Annotated in this window: 15 protein-coding genes; all 15 read left to right on the forward strand. The window is 40.3% G+C overall.

The features are described 5' to 3' along the window. Nucleotides 1–18 precede the first annotated feature (18 nt). The 15 genes from KCV26_02325 (at nt 19) to KCV26_02395 (ending at nt 24,077) form a co-directional block, all read left to right on the forward strand. On the forward strand, nt 19–2,496 hold the full coding sequence (locus KCV26_02325; protein ID WZX37250.1) for a DEAD/DEAH box helicase: 2,478 nt from the start codon (nt 19–21) through the stop codon (nt 2,494–2,496). After that, nucleotides 2,493–3,218, forward strand: coding sequence for a nucleotidyltransferase family protein (locus KCV26_02330; protein WZX37251.1), 726 nt, complete (start codon nt 2,493–2,495; stop codon nt 3,216–3,218). The genes KCV26_02325 and KCV26_02330 overlap by 4 nt, the downstream gene beginning before the upstream one ends. A 316-nt stretch (nt 3,219–3,534) precedes the next feature. Continuing rightward, nucleotides 3,535–4,704, forward strand: coding sequence for an AGE family epimerase/isomerase (locus KCV26_02335; GenBank protein WZX37252.1), 1,170 nt, complete (start codon nt 3,535–3,537; stop codon nt 4,702–4,704). Between the two features lie 61 nt (nt 4,705–4,765). Further along, nucleotides 4,766–5,836, forward strand: a complete 1,071-nt coding sequence (locus tag KCV26_02340) for a DUF4855 domain-containing protein (GenBank protein WZX38296.1) — start codon at nt 4,766–4,768, stop codon at nt 5,834–5,836. Between the two features lie 50 nt (nt 5,837–5,886). Continuing rightward, complete coding sequence (locus KCV26_02345; GenBank protein ID WZX38297.1) at nt 5,887–6,945, forward strand: DUF4434 domain-containing protein; 1,059 nt, start codon at nt 5,887–5,889, stop codon at nt 6,943–6,945. Nucleotides 6,946–6,957: 12 nt separating this feature from the next. Beyond that, the gene (locus tag KCV26_02350) at nt 6,958–8,466 is read left to right on the forward strand and encodes a right-handed parallel beta-helix repeat-containing protein (protein WZX37253.1); all 1,509 of its coding nucleotides are present in this window, start codon (nt 6,958–6,960) and stop codon (nt 8,464–8,466) included. Nucleotides 8,467–8,546: 80 nt separating this feature from the next. Beyond that, the gene (locus KCV26_02355; GenBank protein ID WZX38298.1) at nt 8,547–11,576 is read left to right on the forward strand and encodes a SusC/RagA family TonB-linked outer membrane protein; all 3,030 of its coding nucleotides are present in this window, start codon (nt 8,547–8,549) and stop codon (nt 11,574–11,576) included. 13 nt (nt 11,577–11,589) lie between these two features. Continuing rightward, nucleotides 11,590–13,185: a SusD/RagB family nutrient-binding outer membrane lipoprotein gene (locus tag KCV26_02360; protein WZX37254.1), complete on the forward strand. Its 1,596-nt coding sequence runs from the start codon at nt 11,590–11,592 to the stop codon at nt 13,183–13,185. Between the two features lie 192 nt (nt 13,186–13,377). Further along, nucleotides 13,378–16,536 (forward strand): TonB-dependent receptor, encoded by a 3,159-nt coding sequence (locus KCV26_02365; GenBank protein ID WZX38299.1) that lies wholly within the window; start codon nt 13,378–13,380, stop codon nt 16,534–16,536. 12 nt (nt 16,537–16,548) lie between these two features. Next, nucleotides 16,549–18,183 carry a RagB/SusD family nutrient uptake outer membrane protein gene (locus KCV26_02370; GenBank protein ID WZX37255.1) on the forward strand — a complete coding sequence of 545 codons (1,635 nt, stop codon included), beginning with the start codon at nt 16,549–16,551 and terminating at the stop codon, nt 18,181–18,183. A 17-nt stretch (nt 18,184–18,200) separates the two neighbouring features. After that, nucleotides 18,201–19,589, forward strand: a complete 1,389-nt coding sequence (locus tag KCV26_02375) for a DUF5018 domain-containing protein (GenBank protein WZX38300.1) — start codon at nt 18,201–18,203, stop codon at nt 19,587–19,589. 60 nt (nt 19,590–19,649) lie between these two features. Next, nucleotides 19,650–20,969 (forward strand): family 10 glycosylhydrolase, encoded by a 1,320-nt coding sequence (locus tag KCV26_02380; GenBank protein WZX37256.1) that lies wholly within the window; start codon nt 19,650–19,652, stop codon nt 20,967–20,969. Continuing rightward, a complete protein-coding gene (locus KCV26_02385; GenBank protein WZX37257.1) occupies nt 20,966–22,444 on the forward strand; it encodes a calcineurin-like phosphoesterase C-terminal domain-containing protein in 1,479 nt (492 codons plus the stop codon). Before KCV26_02380 ends, KCV26_02385 begins: the two co-directional genes overlap by 4 nt. A gap of 206 nt (nt 22,445–22,650) precedes the next feature. Next, the gene (locus KCV26_02390) at nt 22,651–23,742 is read left to right on the forward strand and encodes an acetylxylan esterase (protein WZX37258.1); all 1,092 of its coding nucleotides are present in this window, start codon (nt 22,651–22,653) and stop codon (nt 23,740–23,742) included. Between the two features lie 44 nt (nt 23,743–23,786). Next, entirely contained in the window at nt 23,787–24,077 is a 291-nt protein-coding gene (locus KCV26_02395; GenBank protein WZX37259.1) for a hypothetical protein, read from the forward strand.

A 24,077-nucleotide genomic window follows, 5' to 3' on the forward strand; every position in this document is an offset into this window, starting at 1 on the left:
TCAAACACATAATAAATTATGGCAAAAAAAACAACCACTTCAAAAACAAAAACTACGCGTAAAAAAAACATAAAGAAATCGGTTCCCAAAGTATCGCAACTACTTCGTCCCGAGAAAATGAGTCTCGAAGAGTGGCAGGTTCTTCTCCGAAAGCAAGCCGCGCAAAGGGAGCTGTTAGACATCGTACCCGTCAACAGAAAACAGGCACTCGGCGACTTCAACGTGAGAAACCCGCAAACGGATTATCTCTATAAAGTGGCGTTCAGGGGTATCGGCAGCGCGTGGAATTATTGCTCGTGTCCCGATTTCAAAACCAACCAACTCGGCACCTGTAAACACATTGAAGCCGTGCAACTGCATCTCGAAAATAAACGGAAACGCGTACCCAACGAACTTGTGCCGCCATATACCTCGGTGTATTTATCATACAAAGGCGAACGCGACGTGCGCATCCGCATCGGGTCAGACAACAAAGAAGCCTTTACCCGATTGGCAGCACCATACTTTTCTGCCCAAGGTGTTTTAAAAGAAGACAAATACGAACAGTTCTCCGATTTTTTGCAGCAAGCCCAACAAATAGACGACACATTCCGCTGCTACAACGACGCGCTGGAATTTATTATCGAAAAACGCGAAACCCTCCGCCGCATCCGGCTGCTGAACAACAAATATGCCGAAGGCAAACTGTCCGGTTTACTCCGCACACGCCTTTATCCCTATCAGGAAGAAGGTATCCTGTATGCCGCGCGCAAAGGCCGAAGTATTATTGCAGATGAAATGGGATTGGGTAAAACCATACAAGCCATCGGTGCCGCCGAGTTGATGCGCAAAGAATTCAACATCTCATCCGTGCTTATTCTCTGCCCTACATCGCTTAAATACCAGTGGAAAAAAGAAATCGAAAAATTCACGGGCGATACGGCGCTCGTTATCGAAGGGAATCACCTGAAACGGCGCGAACAATACAACCGCGATGTGTTTTACAAAATAGTATCGTACCAAAGCGCGAACAACGACATTAAAATCCTGAAATCGTTGTACGCCGACCTGCTTATTATGGACGAAGCACAACGCCTCAAAAACTGGAACACGCAAATTGCGAAAGCCGCACGTCACATACGCTCGCAATACACAATAGTCCTTTCGGGCACGCCGCTCGAAAACAAAATCGAAGAACTCTACTCCATCGCCCAGTTTGTAAATCCCTATTGCCTGGGGCCGTATTACAAATTAATAGACAAATGCCTGGTGCGTTCCGAAACAGGCAAAACCATCGGATACCAAAACCTGAACGAAGTAGGCGATTCAATCCGCAACATCCTCATTCGCCGCCGCAAGCGCGATGTAAACATACAACTTCCCTCACGCTTAGACAAAATCCTTTTCGTGCCCATGACCGAAGAACAGCGCGGTATGCACGAAGAGTTTAAATTGAACGTGGCACAGTTGATTTACAAATGGCAAAAAATGCGTTTCCTGAGCGAAAGCGACCGCAAACGCCTTCTTTTACTACTGAGCCAAATGCGGATGGTGTGCGACAGCACCTACATTTTAGATCAGAAAACGCGGTTCGATACGAAAATAGATGAATTGATGAACGTACTCGACGAGTTCTTCGAAGAAACCGATGAAAAAGTTGTCATTTTCAGTCAGTGGGAGCGCATGACGCGTCTGGTGGCTGCCGAGCTGGACGAAAAAGGAATACAGTACGAATACCTGCACGGCGGCGTACCGTCTGAAAAGCGAAAAACGCTGATGGACAATTTCACGGAGAATCCCGACAGCCGCGTTTTCATCTCAACCGACGCCGGAAGCACGGGGCTGAACCTGCAAATAGCGTCGCTGATTATAAACCTGGATTTACCGTGGAATCCTGCTGTACTCGAACAGCGCATCGCGCGCATCCACCGAATGGGACAGAAAAACAACGTACAGGTAATCAACTTCGTATCGGCCGACAGCATAGAGGAACAGATGCTCACGAAACTGAATTTCAAGTCGTCGATGTTTGAGGGTATTTTAGACGGAGGTTCCGATTCCATTTTCCTCGAAGACAGCAAATTCGACAAACTGATGCAAACCGTTCAGGAGTTTGCCGCCATTGGAGACGAAACTGTCGAAACGGCCACTTCAACCGTAAGCGTCAACGAAATGGAGAAATTCAACGTCGCTGAAGAAAAGAACGAAATACCGCTAAGCGAAACAATGATTCCCGACGTTGAACCGGAAATACAGGACGAAAGCCCCAAAACGTCCGTTTCGCCAACAGCATCGCCTGAAATTTCTCCCGAACAGCTCGTTTCGCAAAGCATCCATCTTTTCGGAGCTTTTGCCCGAACGTTATCTTCACCCGAAGCCACCGAAAAATTAGTAGATTCGCTCATGGAAACAGATAACGAAACCGGCAGGACATCGCTCAAAATTCCTGTCCCCGACCGCGACACCGTTGTATCTGTAATGGGAGCGATTGGAAAATTGTTGGGAGGAATGAAATGAAAGCAATGATTTTTGCTGCCGGACTCGGCACGAGGCTTAAGCCCCTGACGGACACCATGCCCAAAGCGTTGGTTCCCGTGGCGGGAAAACCGCTGCTGTGGCATACGATACAGAAGTTGAAAGCAGCCGGCTTTGATGAAATCATCATCAACGTGCACCATTTTGCGGAGCAAATTATCGATTACGTGCGGGCAAACGATAATTTCGGGATCCGTATCGAATTTTCCGACGAAAGCCAGCAACTTCTAGATACCGGAGGCGGCATTAAAAAAGCCTCCTGGTTTTTCGACGATGAGAAGCCGTTTTTAATTCACAACGTGGATATTCTTTCGGATATCGATTTACAAAGCTTCTACCGTTTTCACTCTTCCGGCGATGCCACCGCCACACTTGTGGTCAGTGAACGCGAAACAGCACGGTATCTTCTTTTCGACAAGAACCATCATTTAACCGGATGGATTAATGAAAAATCGGGAGAAATAAAATCACCTTTTCCCGATTTCAACAGTGACCGTTATAAGAAACTCGCATTCTCGGGAATCCAGAGCCTGCATCCTTCCATCTTTGACTATATGCAAGATTTCCCCGAAAAATTCTCCATTATCGATTTCTATCTGTCGGTTTGCAAAATAGAAAGAATAACGGCATTCATTCCTCAAAATTTGCAATTAATTGATGTAGGAAAAATAGATTCACTCACAGAAGCTGAAAAGTTTTATTAATTACTCATATATTCCCTCATAATTTAAAAATTAAAGATCTTTTCAACGCTACTTTAATTAACTTTTTACGTTCATAAATTTCCAAATCTTAATTCCAAACCATTTATTTCAAAGATTTACCACAAAAACATCGACATTTTTTAATTTGAAAACCATAAATGTTAATTTTTTTGCTTTTTAGTAAAATATTTTATCAATCTGCCATTTATTAAATTTATTTATTTTATCTTTGCAAGATATTATCATTATTAATATATCGAAGGCTTTTAATTACTTTTTTATTCAAACCTCAATATATTTATCAATATATATCAAAATGGATTTAATAAAACTAGAACAACTCTACAAAAACGAACTATTAGACAATATTCTTCCCTTTTGGTTGAGTAAATCGCAAGATTATGAGTTCGGCGGATACTTTACTTGCCTCGACCGTCAAGGAAACATTTTCGATACCGATAAGTTCATCTGGCTGCAAGCACGACAAGTATGGCTTTTTTCCATGCTATATAATAAAGTGGAAAAACGCCAAGAGTGGCTTGATTGCGCCATTCAAGGCGCCGAATTTCTGAAAAAACACGGACACGACGGCAACTTTAACTGGTATTTCTCACTTACACGCGAAGGAAAACCGCTCGTGGAGCCTTACAATATTTTTTCCTATACCTTCGCTACGATGGCTTTCGGACAATTGAGCCTCGCTACGGGTAACCCGGAATACGCCGATATCGCCAAGCGTACGTTCGATATTATTCTTTCAAAAGTAGATAACCCCAAAGGCAAATGGAACAAAAGCCACAATGGTACGCGCGCGTTGAAAAACTTTGCCCTGCCGATGATTCTCTGCAACCTTTCGTTGGAAATAGAACACCTGCTCGATAAACCGTTTCTTGAACAAACCATGGAAACGTGTATCCACGAGGTAATGGAAGTCTTTCTCCGCCCCGAACTCGACGGCATTATTGTAGAAAATATCCATCTTGATGGGGGCTTGTCCGATACGTTCGACGGACGCCTTGTCAATCCCGGGCACGCCATCGAAGCCATGTGGTTTATCATGGATTTGGGCGAACGCCAGCATCGTCCCGAACTGATAGAAAAAGCCGTAAAAACCACCCTCACGATGATTGAATACGGTTGGGACAAGCAGTACGGCGGCATCTTCTATTTCATGGACAGGTTGGGTCATCCCACGCAACAATTAGAATGGGATCAGAAACTTTGGTGGGTGCATATCGAAACGCTGATTTCCTTGCTCAAAGGCTATCAACTAACCGGTTCGAAAGAGTGTCTCGCCTGGTTCGAGAAAATACACGATTACACGTGGTCGCACTTCAAAGACCCGGAATATCCCGAATGGTATGGTTACCTCAATCGCCAAGGCCAAGTGCTGCTCAACCTCAAAGGCGGAAAATGGAAAGGCTGTTTCCATGTGCCGAGGGGATTGTATCAGTGTTGGAAAACGTTGGAAAAAATAAACAAATAACATGACTTTATCCAAAAAAATATTAACATACGTCCCGTTGTTTTTATCTACAATCCTCTGTTTGATTGTTTGTTCTAATGGATATAATGGCAACAGCGATGACGAAATTATTTTTCGTGAAGACGTGAAATTAGAAAATCACAAACATTACAAGGCTGTTCCTAATGATTTAGTCCTTATTTATGATGGTGGAATTCATCGAAATATAAAGTGGGATAAAAATCATTTCTCGCCCTATGTTTCCACATTGAAAAGCGAAAAACACACATTATTGTTCGACGGATTTTTGTTTTTGGAAATAAAAGATGGAAAAGGACGGGGATTTGCGTCGGGTTATGAGAAGTTAGCCGCACGCAAAACAGAATGGACGGCATTACTTGAAAATTACTTTTCCGAAGGCAATGCTATTCATGCGCTAAATGCCCAATTAGAAGATGTTTTTCTAAGCGGTAAGATAGCGGACGAATTAGACAAAAGGAAAGTTGTTTTAGCTCTGCCGGAACCCATTCCAAATCAAACAGATTGGGGGGAACTGGATGGTATAAGTTTAAATTTTTCTAATAAAAAAGACCGGTTAAAAGCGTGTAAATGGTATATAGATTATGCTGAACAACTTTTTAAAAAGGCAAATTTTAACTATGTAGAGTTAGTGGGCTTTTATTGGTTGGCCGAAGAAGCCACGAATAGTCGTGATTTAGCTAAGGACGTAGCAGCATTTATATACAAAAAAGATTATGATTTCTATTGGATTCCTTATTTTAATTCCGATGGATACCAAGAGTGGAAAAGTTTAGGTTTTAATCAAGTTTATTATCAGCCCAATTATTTTTTCAATGAGAAAGTTCCTTTCACACAGTTACAAGAAGCATGCGAGAGAGCAAGGAATAATCAAATGAACATGGAAGTGGAATTTGACGAAAGAGTGTTAAAGAACTCCAAGGACTGGGGACAACGGCTGAATGACTATTTAGATGTTTTTGAAAAAAACGGAGTTTTCGATTCTTTAAAAGTGGCTTATTATCAAGGAGGCGACGCCTTTTACCGTTTATCGCAATCGAAATATTCCGAAGATGTTCAATTATATAATCGATTGATTGATATCATCATAAGCAGACAAAAAGTGAAAAAATGAAGAATATGAATCTATTAAAAAGTAGAAGGAGTTTTCTGAAAAATATTACCATGGGGTCAGCCGGATTGATGGCCGCTCAATCATTAAGCGGATGTGGGTCAGGTTTTTTGGAGAAAGGAGGAAAAGTTCAGAGAGAAAGTACACTAAGTAACAAAATGTTCGAAACACCCGGTATTTTTAAAGGAATGCCCATTCGCGCAACATTTCTCGATGAAGTAAGCTGGGATATTCCTCATCAGAACTGGGGAGTAAAAGAGTGGGGCAAGGATTTTCAGGCGATGAAAGCCATCGGAATAAATACCGTGGTTATGATTCGTTCGGGGTTGGCAAAATGGATTGCCTCGCCCTTTGAGTGTATTCTCAAAACCGAAGACGTGTATTATCCTCCGGTAGACTTAACCGAAATGTTTCTCACGTTAGCCGACAAGCACGGTATGGCTTTCTATTTCGGAATGTACGATTCGGGGAAATATTGGATTGAAGGCTCTTTCCAAAAAGAAATTGACTTGAACATGCGTTTGATTGACGAAGTGTGGAAAAAATACGGACATCACACCTCTTTTCAAGGATGGTATTTATCACAAGAAATAAGTCGCCGGACAAAAAACATGGCTAAAATATATGCGGAAGTGGGGAAACACGCAAAAACTGTTTCGGGAAATCTGCCGACATTGGTATCGCCTTATATTCACGGCGTAAAAACCGACCAGGTAATGGCGGGCGATAAATCCCTATCGGTAAAAGAGCACGAAGAAGAATGGGACGAAATATTGAGTAACGTAAAAGATGCTGTGGACATCATGGCATTTCAAGACGGACAAGTGGATTATCACGAATTATACGACTACTTGGTGGTAAACAAAAAACTTGCCGATAAATACGGAATAAAATGCTGGACAAACATCGAATCGTTCGATCGCGATATGCCCATTCGGTTCCTACCCATAAAATGGGAAAAACTGTTGTTAAAACTCGAAGCCGCGCGAAAAGCAGGAATGGAAAACGCCATTACGTTTGAATTTTCGCATTTTATGAGCCCCAATTCCACCTATTTGCAAGCGGCGGGATTGTATGAGCGGTATAAAGCGCATTTTAAAGGACAATTATAATCGCCTCAACGCATGAAAAATAAGGTTTTCTATCTCTTTCTCATTTTAAATATGTGCTTTTTCTATCCAGGCAAAGCACAAAAAAGCCTTATTCCGCATAACAATGTGTGGAATGTTACCGATTTTGAGGCGAAAGGAGACGGGAAAACGTTGAACACCATTGCTTTTCAACAAGCGATAGATAATTGCGCGGCTTTAGGCGGAGGAATTGTGAACGTTTCCGCCGGCTGTTACGTAATTGGAACTATTTTCTTAAGAAACAACGTACAATTACATATTGAACCCGGTGCAGAGTTATTGGGAAGTCCCAATAAGCAAGATTATGTCCCAATTCCTCAAAAAGCAGGGCTAGAGGATAAGTTTTTCCTGATTTTTGCCGAAAATGCCGAACACGTATCCATTACGGGCATGGGGAAAATAAACGGAAACGGCGATGCTTTTTGGCACAAAGAAATGCTTTCTGAATTTGTAAGAAAACCCAAATCATGGCGCCCAAGCGGATTAATCGGTTTTGTAAATTGCCGGTTTTTCGCGATAAACGATGTTCTTCTGAAAAATTCACCCTGCTATACCTTATGGGCGTTAGGTTGCGAGGATTTGAAAATCAATGGTATTACCATTCGCAATGCCATTGACGGTCCCAATACCGACGGTATCGATATTGATTGCTGCCGTCGGGTGCTTATTACCAACTGCAACATCGAAGGCGGCGACGATGCCATTGCCATAAAAAGCGATAGCGGACGATTGGGAGAAACGCGCCCTTGCGAAGACATAATTGTTTCTAATTGCATACTCAGCTCGCCGCCCGCTTGCGGAATACGTGTAGGATATGAAGGCGATTCGCCCATTCGGGATTGTATCTTCCAGAACCTGACCATCCGAAATTCAAACCACGGAATAAACGTGATTAGCGTATTGCCAAACCCCAATTATCCGTGCGCCATATTCGAAGGAACAAAAATCGAAAACATACAATTCAACAACATCATAATGCACAATGTTACTCAACCGATTTACATGTGGATGGGAAATGAAAAGCCGGATAAACCTTTTGGGGGTTACATGAAAAACATAAGCATCTCAAACCTTACGGCTACAAACGTTGGCAATAGCTTTATCGGAAGCATGCTTGAGGAGAAAAGCATTGAGGATATTACGTTATCTAACATAAAATTATTCCCGGGTAAAAGTATTTCGGAAAACACTTATGTGAATGTTTGGGGCAGTTGCCATCCGTACGTTCTATATGCAAAGAATGTATCGGGATTGCATATAAATGAGTTGGCTGTTGATTTCTCTTCAACAAAAGAGATTTGGCAACATGCTTTGCATTTTGAGAATGCTTCAGATATAAGACTGAACCTTTTTTCAGCTATCAAAGCGGAGAGAATACCTTTAAAACACTTGATCTTTGCAGAGAATTCGGTTTTGCAGATTTCCGGTAATAGTTATAAAAATAGAAAAAGCCATTTTTTTCTAAAAAAAGATTCAATGTCAAAAATTGATATAAAGAACTAAAAATAAAAATCTAAATTTAATGATTTAATAAAATGAAAAGAACAAATCTCTTAGTTGTACGGTATCTTCCGTTTTTCTTTATGTGGATGGTATCTTTCTGTATGTTTGCTCAAGATATTACCATAAAAGGTAATATTGTAGATTCAAAGAAAACACCATTAATCGGTGTAACAGTTGTTGTCAAGGGAACAAACAATGGGACTGTTACAGATTTAGATGGTAATTATGAGCTAAATAATGTTTCGTCAAAAGATGAAATTGAAGTATCATACGTGGGTACCACCAAACAAATTATTCCGGTTAATAATCGGCAAAGAATTGATGTAATATTGCTTGATGACACTGAATTATTGGAAGAGGTGGTTGTTACAGCTCTTGGCATTAAACGAGATAAAAAGGCATTAGGATATGCTATGCAAGAAATAAAAACAGAAGGGATGACCGAATTGCGTTCCGAGAGCGTAGCAAACATGTTACAAGGAAAAATAGCAGGTGTTCAGATCAATCAATCTTCTACCGGAATGGGAGGATCCACCCGAGTAGTTTTGAGAGGAACGAGTTCTTTGAGTGGAGCTAATCAACCTCTTTGGGTTATAGATGGTATACCGATTAGTGACAATCAAACTGGAACGGCATCTCAATGGGGTGGTGCTGATTATTCGGGAGCCGCATCAGAGATAAACCCGGATGATATTGCCAGTATTTCAGTGTTAAAAGGTGCAAATGCCGCAGCAATTTATGGTTCTCGAGCACAAAACGGCGCTATCATCATCACAACAAAAAAAGGTCAAAGCGGAGAGTTAAAAATTGAATATAATGGAAATATAAATTTTAGTCAAGCATATAATCCATATAGTTATCAAAACGAATACGCTCAAGGTTCAAACGGAATTTTTTCTTCAAGTGCGAAAGGTAGCTGGGGGCCTAAAATGGACGGTTCCATTACTGTGAAGAACTGGAGAAATGAATTTTATGGCGAAAGTGCCTATAAAGATTATACCCTTGTTTCTCAAGATGATTTTATTCATAATTTCTATCGCACAGGCACAAATTACACAAATACACTTACGGCATCAGGAGGTAGTGATAATTTAACAGCTCGTTTTTCTTTTTCTGATTCAAGAAACCAGGGCATTACGCCAAATCATTCACTAAATCGTCAATACTATGATTTGAACACCCAATTTAGTAGTGCATTCATCGACTTAGGAATAAAAGTTAACTTCATGCGTCAAAAAGGCTTGAATCGTCCGGCGCAAGGAGAATACGGCGTCATGAAATCACTAATTAATTTACCTCGTAGTATTCGATTGGAAGATCTAAGAAATCCAATCAATCCAAATGGAAACGTTGTAAACTGGACAGGTCCGAATAATGAATATTTAAATCCATATGCCTTAACATTACCGGCAAATGGAAACAAAGATGAGAGAAATCGTCTTATTGGAATGGTACAGATGAGTGCTAAATTTACAGATTATTTAAAACTTACAGGGCGTGTGGGAATTGATTGGTATAACGATCAAATGAAGAGTTACTCTACATATGTTCAAACATCAACTACGGCTAATATCAGCCAGTATTTTAATACGCAAGTAACCAATGAAGAATTCAATGCAGATTTAATGTTAAATTTCACAAAACAATTTCATGATTTTGATGTAAACGCAAACTTGGGTACGGCTACAACCTACTATAAGTGGAACAATTTATCCGGTTCATCGGGCATGTTTAATATTCCTTATTTAGTAGCATTAGCAAATGGAAATAATCAAACAGTATCAGAAGCCTATTCAAAGAAAAGGGTTAACTCAATATTAGGAAATGCATCTATCGGATACAAAAGCATGATATATTGCGATGTAACAGCCCGAAACGATTGGTCTTCCACACTTCCTTCAGACAACTGGTCATACTTTTATCCATCCGTCAGTTTATCCGCTATCATATCTCAAATGGTAACCCTTCCCCGACAAATATCTTTCTTAAAACTAAGAACCTCATGGGCAAAAGTAGGGAATGACACCTATCCTTATATGTTGTATAATGTCTATAATTTAGGCAAAACAAATGGAAATATCCTGAATGCCGTAACTTCTTCCGTATTTCCTCTATACAATTTGAAGCCGGAAGAGACAAACTCCACTGAAGTTGGTGTAGAAATAAAAATGTTTAATGGACGTTTAGGATTAGATGCTACATGCTATAATTCTAATACGATTAATCAGATTTTAAAAGTAAGCATGCCCGGGTCGTCAGGATATGAATACAAAAATATAAATGCGGGTAAAATGGCCAGTCATGGATGGGAAATAATGCTTTCCGGACGACCTATCCAAACAAAAGATTGGATATGGGATGCAACATTAAATTGGGGTATGAATCGCACAAAATGTATTGAATTGGATCCAACATTAAAGCGCTTTGTGATCGGGGAAACACGCGTAGGAAAAGCAGTTGTTGAAGAAGGAGGACGTTTTGGCGACATTATCTCTAAAGCCTACGAACGTAATGCTGAAGGACGAATTCTAATTGGAGATAATGGTATGCCAATTACAGAAACAGACAAGATTATAGGCAATATGACTCCCGATTGGACTGGGTCTCTATCGTCCACAATACAATATAAGAACCTATCTTTTAGCATTTTAGTAGATGGACGTATGGGAGGAAGCTTTATTTCAACTACTGATATGTATGCCCGTACCGCAGGAACCTCTTCTAAAACGATAGAAGGAAGAGAAGGAATGGTTATAAATGGAGTTGTTAAATCTACCGGAAAAGAAAACACGAAGAAAGTAAATGCCGAAGATTATTATGCAAGTATCGGAGGCGCATACGGTGTGGGGGAAGAATTTTTGTACGATGCGTCTTTTGCTAAACTACGAGAACTGTCCTTCGGCTATATTATTCCTTCCTCTTGGTTGAAAAAAACACCTATTAATAATGTAAAACTATCCATCGCGGGGCGAGATTTATTATATATTTTTAAAAATGCACCTGTAAATCCGGAAGGTTCATTTTCTCGCGAAGATTATGCTCAAGCCTTTGAATACTCATCATTGCCACCAACTCGTTCATTTGGTTTTTCCCTGAATGTTAAATTCTAATTTACATACAACAATGAAAAAGATTATAAAAAATATACTAATTATAGCAGGGGCTCTTTTCATAACGCTAAACTGCACCGGCGATTTCGAAAAGATGAATGAGAATCCTCTGGCTGCAAAAGAAGTAAGCCCTAAATTAATTCTTCCCAAAATGCTTGACTATGGATTCAACTGCCGTCCTTGGGAATATCAGGTAGGTGATAATTTGCACACAAATTTGTATGCCCAGTATTTTGCAAATACAGCCTCATACTTTCCATCCGGACGTTACGAATGGAAAGACAATTGGGTAAAAGATGGATTTTGGCGTTCGTACTATGTCTATCTTTCAAAAAATTTACATGAAGTAAAACAAATGCTCGAGAAAAATCCGCAATATAATAACATGTACCAGATAATGCGTATTATTTCAGCCATGGGAGCAGCAAGAACAACCGATTGCTTTGGCGATGTTCCTTATTTCGAAGCAGGACAAGGCATCATAGAGTCTAAATACGACTCTCAAAAAGATATTTATTACGACATATTCAAAGAGCTGACAGAGGCTGCCACATCACTTAAATCAAACAAAGAGAATCAAGATGTTTATGGAAATCAAGACATTCTTTTTGGAGGCGATCTTACAAGATGGATTAAACTAGCTAATTCCCTTCGATTGCGCTATGCATTAAGACTATCTTTTATTGATGCCGAGAAAGCAAAAAAAGAAGGTGAAGCCGCACTGAAAGAGACTTTAATGACGAGCAATGCCGATAATGCCGGAATAAAAAATGCAGAAGCAAACGCAGGGCACTCCCTCTGGACAATTAGTTTTTGGAATGAATTTCGAGTAAGCAAGACGATGATTGACATAATGCTTACTCAAAGTTCCGTACACGATCCCCGTTTACCTTTATGGTTTAGCCAAACACAAGGATATGTATATGGAAAATCGGATATTCAGTATCAAGGTGTTCCTAATGGATTACCTGCTTCCGAATTAACCAAACCTCAATATACCGCAGTAAATAACTCATGTGTATGGGGATTATACGTTTATCCAGAATGGAATCAAAAAGAAAAGGGAAGCGTTAAAGAAGGAACTGTGCCAAACGGAACAATTGTAAAGCCTCAAATTATTATGAATTATGCCGAAGTTTGTTTTTTGAAAGCAGAAGCAGCACTTCGAGGATGGGCAACTTCCGGCAATGCTAAAGTAAATTACGAAGAAGGAATTTTGGCTTCCTTTGCCGAAGCAAGACAGGGAGTTAATTCAACTCTTTATTCAACGAAAAATGATGATGAATATATTCACGGAGGAAATGTAAAATGGAAGGATACAAATGATTTTGAAACTAAGTTAAAACAAATTATCACACAGAAGTGGATTGCCATTTACCCAAATGGAACAGAAGCTTGGACAGAATTTCGTCGCACAGGCTATCCCTTATTAACTCCTGTTGTTCAAAGTGATCTAAGTTTGATTAAGTCTGGAGAATTTATTAAAAAGTTCCGCTATATCGACGATGAAAGAAATTTAAACAGATATTCAAAACAAACTTCACTTAATCAAGGAAAAGGCGATGGACAAAATATTCGTGTCTGGTGGGATACTGGACGTTATAAGTAACTCTATAGTATTTATTCAAATAATATATAAGTAATAGAAAAGAATTAGAATGATAATTCTTGAGAGCTACTTTGAGATCGCTATAATTCTTTTCTGTTACTTAGCTGAATAAATGTCTTGAGAAATGGCCAAAAAAAGATTAATTCAAACACTTAATTTAACTCTAAATAAAACTTAAAATCAATGAAAAGAATGAAAGCACTCTTCTTCGGAAGAAACACAAAGCGAACGCTATTCGTTTTGAATTGTTTCATACTTCTGACTTTCAGCACAAATACGTATGCGCAGAATAATGTCAGAGGAACAGTGAAAGACTCAAAAGGCGAAAGCCTGATTGGCGTAAATGTCATGGTAAAAGGCACCTCACAAGGTACGATTACCGATCTAAACGGAGATTTCAGCATCAACGTGGCAAATCGGAATGCCGTACTCGAGTTCTCGTATGTCGGCTTTAAATCGCAGGAAATAGGCTTGCAAGGAAAAACATTACTAAATGTTACCATGATGGAAGATACAGAGTTGTTGGACGAAGTGGTTGTGGTGGGATACGGAACCCAGAAGAAAATGCACGTAACAGGCTCCGTGGCTCAAGTGGATGCAAAAGATATTGTTCGTGCTCCATCAGGTGATTTAACAAGTACCTTAGCCGGAAAACTTCCCGGTTTGGTAGCTACACAGAAGTCGGGGCAGCCCGGGGCGGACGGTTCTAATCTGCTTATCCGTGGGGTTTCTACATTAGGAAATGCGGCGCCTATGATTATTGTGGATGATGTTCAGCGCTCATTTAACAACTTGGATCCAAATGAAATTGAAAGCATCACAATTTTGAAGGACGCATCTTCTGCAGCTGTATATGGAATGCAAGGAGCCAGTGGTGTTATCTTGATAACAACAAAAAGAGGAAGTATGCAGAAACCTCAAATAACCTACACAGGAAAAGTCTCGTACAACCAAAACACGAATTATCCAAAGTTTCTGAACGGACCTGATTTTATCAAATGGTATAATAAAGCGTTGGATATGGACGGGAAAGACCCCCTTTTTTCAGAAGCAGTATATAATAAAGTATTGAATGGCGATCCCGAAGGAAAATATGCGAATACCGACTGGTTTAGCGCTTTAATGAAAAACGGCGCTTTTACAACCCATCATAATATTTCGGTAAACGGAGGAAATGAAACGACCAAATATTTTCTTTCGTTAGGATACTACGATCAAGGAGGTATTCTTGATAAGTATGCATTTAAACGATACAATCTTCGTTCAAATATTGATGTCAATTTAAATCATGGTTTCAAATTAGGCTTGGACTTAGGTGCTCGTCAGGAAAATCGTAAAGCAGGATATTATGGTGTTAATAATCAAGATTGGAACAATCCCATAAATCTGGCACAACGCATGATGCCCATCACTCCTACCGAATATGACGGACTGCCGGTAGCGGCTAATATTGACGAATCGGCGAAATTCAATCCTATGGCTTTTAACAGTCTCACCGGGTACAATAATTCCGTTATGAATATAGTAACCTCTTCATTGACACTTGCATGGGATGTACCTTGGATAAAAGGACTGAATTTGAAACTGAAAACATCGTACGACAAAGATTACACAACGGCAAAATCGTGGCGTGAGCAATTTAAGATGAACAGTTACAATGCCAGAACAGAGCAATATGAGATTGTAGAGGCAAATCATGGCGACCCCAAAGAGCCGGTATTGGCAAATAATAATTCTCAGGCGCAGCGATTAACTGTTCAACCATCCATTACTTATGCAAAAAGCTTTGGAAAGCATGATTTGTCGGCCTTGCTCCTTTATGAACAATCCTCCTACGAAAAGGAAAATCTTGGGGTTACTGCTCAGGGATTTGATTTGACAACTCTTCATGAAATTGATTTAGCAAAAGACATTTTATTAGGTAAAAAAGCCAGTGGTGTTCGAGGAGGAAGTTATATATTTAACCGCGCCGGTTATGTGGGACGTATTAATTACAGCTATGAAGGCAAATATTTGGCGGAATTGGTAGCACGTTACGACGGTTCTGTGCGATTTCCGGCAGAAAACAGATGGGGCTTCTTCCCTGCTGCATCTTTTGGATGGAGATTATCCGAAGAAGCATTTTTTGCCCCTTACAAAAGTAAAGTGGAGAATTTGAAATTACGCGCATCTGCCGGATTATTAGGCAATGACCGTATTGCCGATTTTCAATACTTAAACTTAATGAACCCCAACCCTCCGACAATTTACATAGGCGATAAGGAATATATTTCTATTTACACAGCCGGAAATGTAAACAGAGATATCACATGGGAGAAAACAGGCACCTATAACGTTGGATTCGATTTAATGTTAAGCAAAGGCATCTTTGGGTTGGAATTTGATTATTTCTACAAACTCACCAACGATATTCTCATTGGAAGTAGCGCTCTTTATCCTCCTTCCTTGGGAGGAAATCATCCAAGTACTATTAACGGGGGAAAGGTTAGCAATAAAGGTTTTGAATTGGTTCTCTCGCATCAAAACACGATAGATAAATTCCAGTACAACATAAGAGGAAATGTCGGCTGGTCTCGAAACAAAGTATTGCGGATGAATGAAAGCCCTAATGTGCCGGATTACCAGAAACGTACCGGACGCAAAATGGGCGAAAAGATGGGTTTTATAACACAGGGACTTTATCAGTCGGACGAGGAAATAATCAATAGCGCCACCTTAGGCCATTTGAGTAAAGACCAAATCCGTCCGGGAGATATTCATTATAAAGACTTGAATGGCGATGGGAAAATAGACAAAGCACAAGATTATACGTTCATAGGCAACAACAACCTCCCCGAACTAATGTACGGACTTAACATAGCGGCCGCATGGAAAAATTTTGATCTTTCTCTATTCTTTCAGGGTGCCGCTATTACCGATGTTTTCCTAAGTGGCGTATATGGAAACGGGCATGTGGATGCCACAATATACACCCGCCCATTCCACGGCAAAGGAAACTCTCCTTACTTTCTGATAGAAAACAGCTGGACTCCCGAAAATCCGAATGCCGAATTCACCCGCTTATCAACGATCGCGGCAGAAAAAGGAAACTGCAACGGGTGGGCGTCCGAGTGGTGGATTCGCGATGGTAGCTACCTGCGTTTGAAAAACGTCCAATTAGGGTATACTTTAAAAAACAGCTATATCCGCAACTTAGGTGTTGATAATATCCGGCTTATGCTTACCGGAGGGAACCTTTTCACATGGTCTAAATTAACAAAATACAATATAGATCCTGAAACACCGGAAATCACCAACGGTTATTATCCGCAACAACGGACGTATGAATTTGGGATAAGTTTAACCCTTTAATAAATAAGAATGATGAAAAATTTTAACATAATAACTTTCGTTACGGCTATCTTCGTATTTACGGGTTGTTCGGATTTTCTAAATCCCGAACCACGCGCAAAATATACCGAAATGGATGCCTGGAAATCGGTTGAAAATACCTATTTGTATATAAACGGATTTTATAAACCTATTTATGAATATGGCCCTTATGGCATTAAATATGCCAAAGTGAGTTTAACGGACGGATTTTCTGATATATTGCGATACAGCACAAATGTCATGGGTGGAAGTGGAGGCGATGTAAACAAGGTAGTTTATACAGGAAATATCAGTCCATCTACCAATTTATTAAGTGATTATGATTACGAATACAATCGAATCCGCAGGATCAATGAATTTTTGTATGGGCTAAAAACGTATGTAAAATATGACGAAAAGATGGTTGCTTTAATGGAAGCTCAAGCACGTTTTTTCAGGGCTTATTTACACTTTATGTTGGTAAGAGGACATGGAAGTATTGTTATTCGCGACTATATTGATGGACCGAAAGAAGCCTATAAAGCACGAAGTTCCGAGAACGAGTGCTGGGACTTTATCGAAAAAGACTTGGATTTTGCCGCTGAAAATTTACCTGACGAGTGGGATAAAGACAACTTCGGACGCATAACCAAAGGTGCGGTATATGGGTTCAAATCGCGTGCGATGCTTTATGCCCAACGTTGGGATAAGGCAGCCGAAGCAGCCCAGAAAGTGATTGACAAAGAGGGTACATTGTACGGTTTATTGCCCGATTACGCCGATGTTTTCAACCAAAGCGATTTGTGCAAAGAAACGGTATTGGGATACAGGTTTCACGGACAACTCACCCATTCGGTTACTTTCGATAAACTGTATAGTCCCAAGGGCGACTTTGCTTCCGACAATACGGAACCAAAATGCCTGGCAGTACCTACACAAGAAATGATCGATTCCTATTATATGGCAGACGGTAGCAAATTTGACTGGAGTAATCCGGAACATGCCGCCAATCCTTACAAAAACAGGGAACCTCGTTTCTATGCGTCAATTTTGTACAACGGCGCTCCCTGGAAAGGTCGCACAATAGAAGCATTTGTCGGAGGAAAAGACGGTTACAAAGAATTTGGAATTGAAAACTATCCGAATGCAACCACTACCGGTTACTACATCCGTAAACTATTAAACGAAAAAGTGGAAGATATGACCAAGAAAGGAGCAACGGCATGGTCTGAGGTTCGTTATGCTGAAGTATTATTGAATCAGGCGGAAGCGCTAAATGAGTTAGGAAAAGCCAATGAAGCATTGTCTCCACTAAACAAGGTGCGCCAACGAGCTAAATTACCCAATGTCACGGAAACCAATCAGGCAAATCTGAGACAAATTATCCGGGAAGAACGCAAAATAGAATTAGCATTCGAAGGACAACGGTATTGGGATTTAAGGCGTTGGAGGATAGCCCTCGATGTGTTGGGCGGCAAACGTATGCATGGAATGAAAATTACGAAAAACACCGATAATACATTCACCTATCAAGTCGTGGATTGCGACGGGAAAAATCGTTTTTTCGAAGAACGTTATTATCAGTTTCCCATTCCATTATCTGAAATTCAAAATAATCCCCTTTGTAAACAAATCGATAAATGGTAATTAAAATGAAGAAAATAATGAGAAATTTATATAAAATAGTTGGAATTTTGACGTTACTTGCTTTGTTTTCCTGCCAAACAGCGGATGAACTTATCCCTACTACGGGAAATGAAGTAACGGGCATTCGTATCATGCTACCCAACGGTACTAACACTGATTTTGCAGTTATTCCCGATGAAAATAATATCATCAATTTAGACATAGATGGTAGCATCAAGACAGATCTTGCAAAAATACGGATGTCGGTAAGTATTCCCAATAATGCCACTGTAGAATCGGCTATACCTCTCGGCGAATATATGGATTTTTCTAAACCGGTAAGTTTTGATGTGATTGGTGCGGACGGCGCTAAAAAAACATATACCGTTAAGCTGAAAGTTATTCCATCGGCAATTGGAATAAAAGAATTATGGAAGAAAACAGGTTCCGAAATGGGTTTTACTACTCACAACAATGGCGCTGTTGGAATAAGCGGAAATTACATTATTGTTCACAGCAGAACAGGATTCTCTTATTTCAACTTAGCAGATGGCGGCAAAGCCGGTGATATGTCGTGGGAAGGCATTGATTGGCAAGATTTAGGGTTTAAACTGCCGCTTCACATGACGACAGATGACGCCGGCAATATAGCTTCCTGTAATGCCGCTGTTGCCGGCGGGCAAGAGGTGCATATGTTTTGGTGGAAAGGCGTAACGGCAAAACCCGAATTACTCTTTAAATATACACTGGAGAGTTTGCCGAAAGCCCAAATCGGAAGGAAAATTTATGTAAGGGGCGATCTGACCAAACACGCATTCGTGTACTTAGCCGTATCTAACAACAATGTCATTCTGCAATGGGAAGTGAAAGACGGAAAAGTAGTTTCGGAAACCCCTAAAAAGATTGAATTTAATATTGATTATACCATGGGCGTTCAAGCAAAAGTTGTTCCTATTGGTATGGGTGAAAACAGCAATTACTTTATCAATCGTTTTGTTAATAACCAACCTCAAGTTGCCATCACATACATGGATGGGAAAACCAATAAACCGATATATGAATCGGAACACCATATACAAAATGTTTTCCATCAATGGTTAGGAGGCGGTCATGCTTTTGATTATGCCGATATGAATGGCGCAAGGTATATTTTCCTTTTAGAGCAAAACACGCATAGTTGGATGCGCGAAATTTTTACGGTGAGAGCAATGATGAAAGATCCGTCAAAAATTAAAGACATTACCAGTTTAATACATACACGTGTGTGGAATGATTGGTTGTATTTTCCGCTCGATCCGGCCTTCGGAGAAAACGGTAATGCAACCGGAGAAGTAAAAGTTTGCGTAGCACCCGATGGATATTCTGCGACTGTGGCGTTTCTTTGCACAAACAGCGGTATTATTGTTTGGAATGTTAGCTTAGAATAAATAATTATATTACGTACCGGAGGAGGAGATTAATGTCTCCTTTTTCCGGTATTTTTTTCAATGAATAGACTCCTTTTTATCATAAGTTTTGTTATATTTTTACTGGTCTCGTGTACAACATCTCACAATACACTGAACGAGGATGACATCCCTTGGAAACCGCCAACTACACCGGCAACACCTGTTTCCGAAAAGCCCAAAATCCTTTGGATAGATGCTTCCGCCAATTTCAAATACTTTGCCAACAGCAAAGAGAGTATTGTTATCTATTTAGAAAAAGCGAAGAGCGCCGGGTTTACGGATGTTATAGTGGATGTGAGACCAACTTGCGGCGACGTATTATTTAAAAGCAACATTGTAGCCGAAGTTAAGAAACTGGGCGATATAGAACGCACGGCAACCTGGGATTATTTAGCCGTTTTCATCGAAGAAGCGCATAAACAAAACCTGAAAATCCACGCCAACCTCAATACGATGGTCGGCGGAAATATGCGTGATGGCGGCGTTGTTTATCGCGACGCGGCAAAAGCGGCCTGGCTTACTCAAATATATTATCCCACGGGCATTATTTCGATAAAAGAGGACAATAAATCGCACGCCAAGTTTTTTAATCCCATCAATCCGGAAGTACAGAGTTATATGTTGAGTATTTTCACGGAACTTGCACAAAACTACCCTTCCCTCGACGGAATTATTCTCGACAGAGCACGCTTCAATTCCATGGAAAGCGATTTTTCGGAACTTTCAAAAAAAGAATTTGAAAAGTACGCCGGACAAACCCTTTCTAATTTCCCTACCGATATTTTTACGTGGAACGGCGATAAAGTAGTGCCCGGAAAACAGTATAATAAATGGCTTGAATTTCGCGCCAAAACTATTTATGACTTCTTTGAAAAAGCCCGAAACTCAATAAAGTCGGTCAATAAAAATATAAAGTTCGGTACCTATACGGGTTCTTGGTATTCAACCTATTACAACGAAGGCGTAAATTGGGCAAGTAAAAAATACGATCCGTCCAAGTATTATAATTGGGCAACGCCCGAATATAAAAATTTTGGCTACGCCACCCTTTTGGACATATATATGACCGGCGCTTACGGAAAAACGCTCTATGGAACAACATCCGAGTGGACCGTGGAAGGCGCTATCCTTAACGCGAAAAAAGTTACAAGGGGCGACGTCCCTGTTTGCGGCAGTTTATACGGTTTGAACTTTGAAAACAAACCGCAAGACGCCGAAGAAGCAACCTATATTTGTTTGACAAAAGGCGACGGACTGATGTTCTTCGATATGATATACCTTATCATGTACGACCAATGGGATGCTGTAAAAAAAGGAATAGACAGAGCATTAGCGACGGATAAAAATAAAAACAAATGAACATAAAATCTTTTCATTCTCTATTGTTTGTCGTCCTTCTGTGCGTGTGGACACCCACATACGCAGAAGCGCAAACACCATCAACGGCAATAAAAGGTAGAATTACAAGCCAAGGAAAAGGACTTGCCAATGTATCGGTTACAGATGGACAAACCTGCGTATTAACGGATAGCAAAGGGTTTTATTCAATTCCTGTAATCGACCCAAATGCTTCATTTGTATATATCTCTACTCCATCCGGTTATCTTCCGAATGATAGCTTGAACATTCCTCAATTTTACAAAAGAATTGACAAAAATAGGCCGCAAATATACAATTTTGAACTAAATAAAAATCCAAAAACCGACAATCGTCATACACTGCTCGTTCATGCCGATCCGCAGTTTTTTAAAGAGGAAAACTTCAATGGGTACGCGCTTATCGTAGAAGATTGCAAAGAAACCATCGCCAGTTATGAACATACCGATGTTTTCGGGATCGATTGCGGCGATTTGGTGGGCGACAAACCGCAGCTCTATTCTCAATACATCAACGAGTTGAATAAAACAAATATTCCTTTTTATCGTGTATCGGGCAATCACGATATGAATTACGGCGGACGTTCAGACGAAACATCCACAAAAACGTACAACAGCATTTTCGGTCCTGCCTATTATTCATTCAATCGCGGAAAAGTACATTATATCGTCCTCGACAATGTTTTCTACATCGGTCGCGATTATTTTTATATGGGCTACATTACCGAAAAAATATTTCAATGGTTGGAACAAGACCTCGCGCACGTACCCAAAGGAAGCACTGTTTTCGTAGCGATGCACATTCCTGCACGCCTATCGGAAACGCAAGAACCGTTTTCGTATTCCAATGAAAAAATGGGTGGGCAAACCTTAAACGCTTCCGCTCTGTTCAAAATGCTTGAACCGTATAATGCGCACATTCTTACCGGACATATGCACTACAATAAAAACATCATTCACTCGCCCACTCTCTACGAACACAACACGGCTGCCATTTGCGGCACCTGGTGGCAAGGCGACTATTGTCTTGACGGAACTCCTTTAGGATACGGAGTGTATGAAATAAACGACGACAAGGTGGAATGGTATTTCAAAAGCGCCGGACATCCGCAAGAGTATCAAATGCGCGCTTATCCGGTTGGACAAAACAGCGATTTCCCCGATGATATAACCGTAAACATTTGGAACTGGGATAAGAACTGGAAAGTAGAATGGTTTGAGAATGGCGTAAACAGTGGCGAAATGACCCGATTTGAAGGCATTGACCCCAAAGTCGCCGAAATGTGCGCCGATAAAGATAAACTCGAATTTAAATGGATTTCGCCCATTAAAAATGAGCATATGTTTAGAGCCACTCCACTGTCGAAAAATTCAACCCTTGAAATCATCGCTACAGACTCTTTCGGAAAAAAATACAAAACAACAATAAAACCCCAAAAGCAGCTAAAAAATAAATGACTAAAACGAAGATTCTCTTTTTTCTGATTTTATGGAGTATCTTAACCGTAAGTTACGGACAGAAAAAAGAAAAACAGCCTAAGGTTGAGGTCCGACTAAACCTCGATGAAGGAATATATAATGCGCAAGACAGTCTGTTTTTTCTGATTACTGTCACGGATATCTCGGAAAAAGACAAATTGACGTATGAGATAGGACCGGAAAAGATGCCTCCTCAGACAGAAGGCTCCCTGCCTTCAATTTCCGGAACATATAAAGTATACGGCGGAAAAGGGTTCACCCCCGGTTTTATAAGATGTAAAGTAACTCATTTATCACAAGGGCAAAAAACATACCATACGGTAACCGCAGCTATAGAGCCCAATCGTATTATGCCTAAAGTCGAACGTCCCGCCGATTTCCACGCATTCTGGCAAAAGAAAATAAAAGAAATCTCACCCGAACCGCTCAATACCGAGTTCACCCCCCTTCTCAACTATTCCAATGATTCAATAGGGGTTTTTCAGGTAAAGTATCAGATAAGCAAAAAAGAGGGTTATTTTTACGGTATACTATCCTTACCTAAAAAGAGTGAGAAACTTCCGGCTTTAATCAGGTTTCCCGGTGCGGGCATATATCCTCCAAGACCTGAGATGCAGATGGCTCAACATGGCGTCATAACCTTGAGTATTTATATTCATAATTATCCCGTTACGTTAGAAAAGGATTTTTATACCAACTTGGAGAAATCCACTTTAAAAGAGTATCAATATTTTGGGATTGAAGATCGTGATCATTTTTACTACAATCGCGTTATTGCAGGATGTATTAAAGCGGTAGATCTTATGTATTCCTTGCCCGAGTTTGACAAGGAAAGGCTTGCTGTTTGGGGATCCAGTCAAGGAGGAGCGCTTTCAATCATTACGGCTTCGCTGGAAAAGAGAGTAAAACGATTGGCAGCCTTTTGTCCGGGGATGTGTGATTTTTCCGGTTATTTGTACGGCAGACCGGGGGCTTGGCCGGATTTCTATAATAGCACCACAAATATAGGTAAAGCTGAAAAAGAAAGAGTATATAAATCTGTGCTCCCTTATTATGATGTGGTTAATTTTGCTAAAGATCTTAAGACTTCGGGTTTTTATTCTTGGGGATTCAATGATCAGACAACACCACCGACAGCAATTTATACCGCATATAATGCCATTGAGGCCCCTAAAGAGGTCTTTATCATTCCCAATGGGGAGCATAAAATCTATCCGGAGCAAGTAAAAAAAATGAATGAATGGTTTTTAGAATATTTTGATTTAGACCCCAAATAAGCATAATCGCAATTTTTTTCTGCACAGGGGACAGAATGAATGGTTTGAGAAATATTAAAATCGACATTGACAAGACTATGAATACGAGCTGCGATGATTTTTTTATCAACAAGGAAGTCAGGAATAACCACATAGACGGAAGCACCTTGCTCCTGCCTCGGGCAGAAAGAATTATTGAACAATTAAAAGGTCTCTCACCGTATGTAGAAAAGACACTCATTTACCAGTACATCGGATTGAGGAACAAACCGGAAAGCCCTGTTTTTCAGGACCTACCAAATCTCTCTTCTCATGTTAAGGATCGAAGAAAACCCATTAAAGAAATAAACTTATAA

Source organism: Petrimonas sulfuriphila, from assembly GCA_038561985.1.
Taxonomy (GTDB): Bacteria; Bacteroidota; Bacteroidia; order Bacteroidales; family Dysgonomonadaceae; genus Petrimonas; species Petrimonas sulfuriphila.

Coding starts and splice junctions, on each gene's coding strand:
- KCV26_02370 (WZX37255.1), top strand. CDS start 16,549: ATGAAAAATTTTAACATAATAACTTTCGTTACGGCTATCTTCGTATTT.
- KCV26_02325 (WZX37250.1), top strand. CDS start 19: ATGGCAAAAAAAACAACCACTTCAAAAACAAAAACTACGCGTAAAAAA.
- KCV26_02385 (WZX37257.1), top strand. CDS start 20,966: ATGAACATAAAATCTTTTCATTCTCTATTGTTTGTCGTCCTTCTGTGC.
- KCV26_02335 (WZX37252.1), top strand. CDS start 3,535: ATGGATTTAATAAAACTAGAACAACTCTACAAAAACGAACTATTAGAC.
- KCV26_02375 (WZX38300.1), top strand. CDS start 18,201: ATGAGAAATTTATATAAAATAGTTGGAATTTTGACGTTACTTGCTTTG.
- KCV26_02360 (WZX37254.1), top strand. CDS start 11,590: ATGAAAAAGATTATAAAAAATATACTAATTATAGCAGGGGCTCTTTTC.
- KCV26_02355 (WZX38298.1), top strand. CDS start 8,547: ATGTGGATGGTATCTTTCTGTATGTTTGCTCAAGATATTACCATAAAA.
- KCV26_02330 (WZX37251.1), top strand. CDS start 2,493: ATGAAAGCAATGATTTTTGCTGCCGGACTCGGCACGAGGCTTAAGCCC.
- KCV26_02350 (WZX37253.1), top strand. CDS start 6,958: ATGAAAAATAAGGTTTTCTATCTCTTTCTCATTTTAAATATGTGCTTT.
- KCV26_02345 (WZX38297.1), top strand. CDS start 5,887: ATGGGGTCAGCCGGATTGATGGCCGCTCAATCATTAAGCGGATGTGGG.
- KCV26_02380 (WZX37256.1), top strand. CDS start 19,650: ATGAATAGACTCCTTTTTATCATAAGTTTTGTTATATTTTTACTGGTC.
- KCV26_02390 (WZX37258.1), top strand. CDS start 22,651: ATGCCTCCTCAGACAGAAGGCTCCCTGCCTTCAATTTCCGGAACATAT.
- KCV26_02365 (WZX38299.1), top strand. CDS start 13,378: ATGAAAGCACTCTTCTTCGGAAGAAACACAAAGCGAACGCTATTCGTT.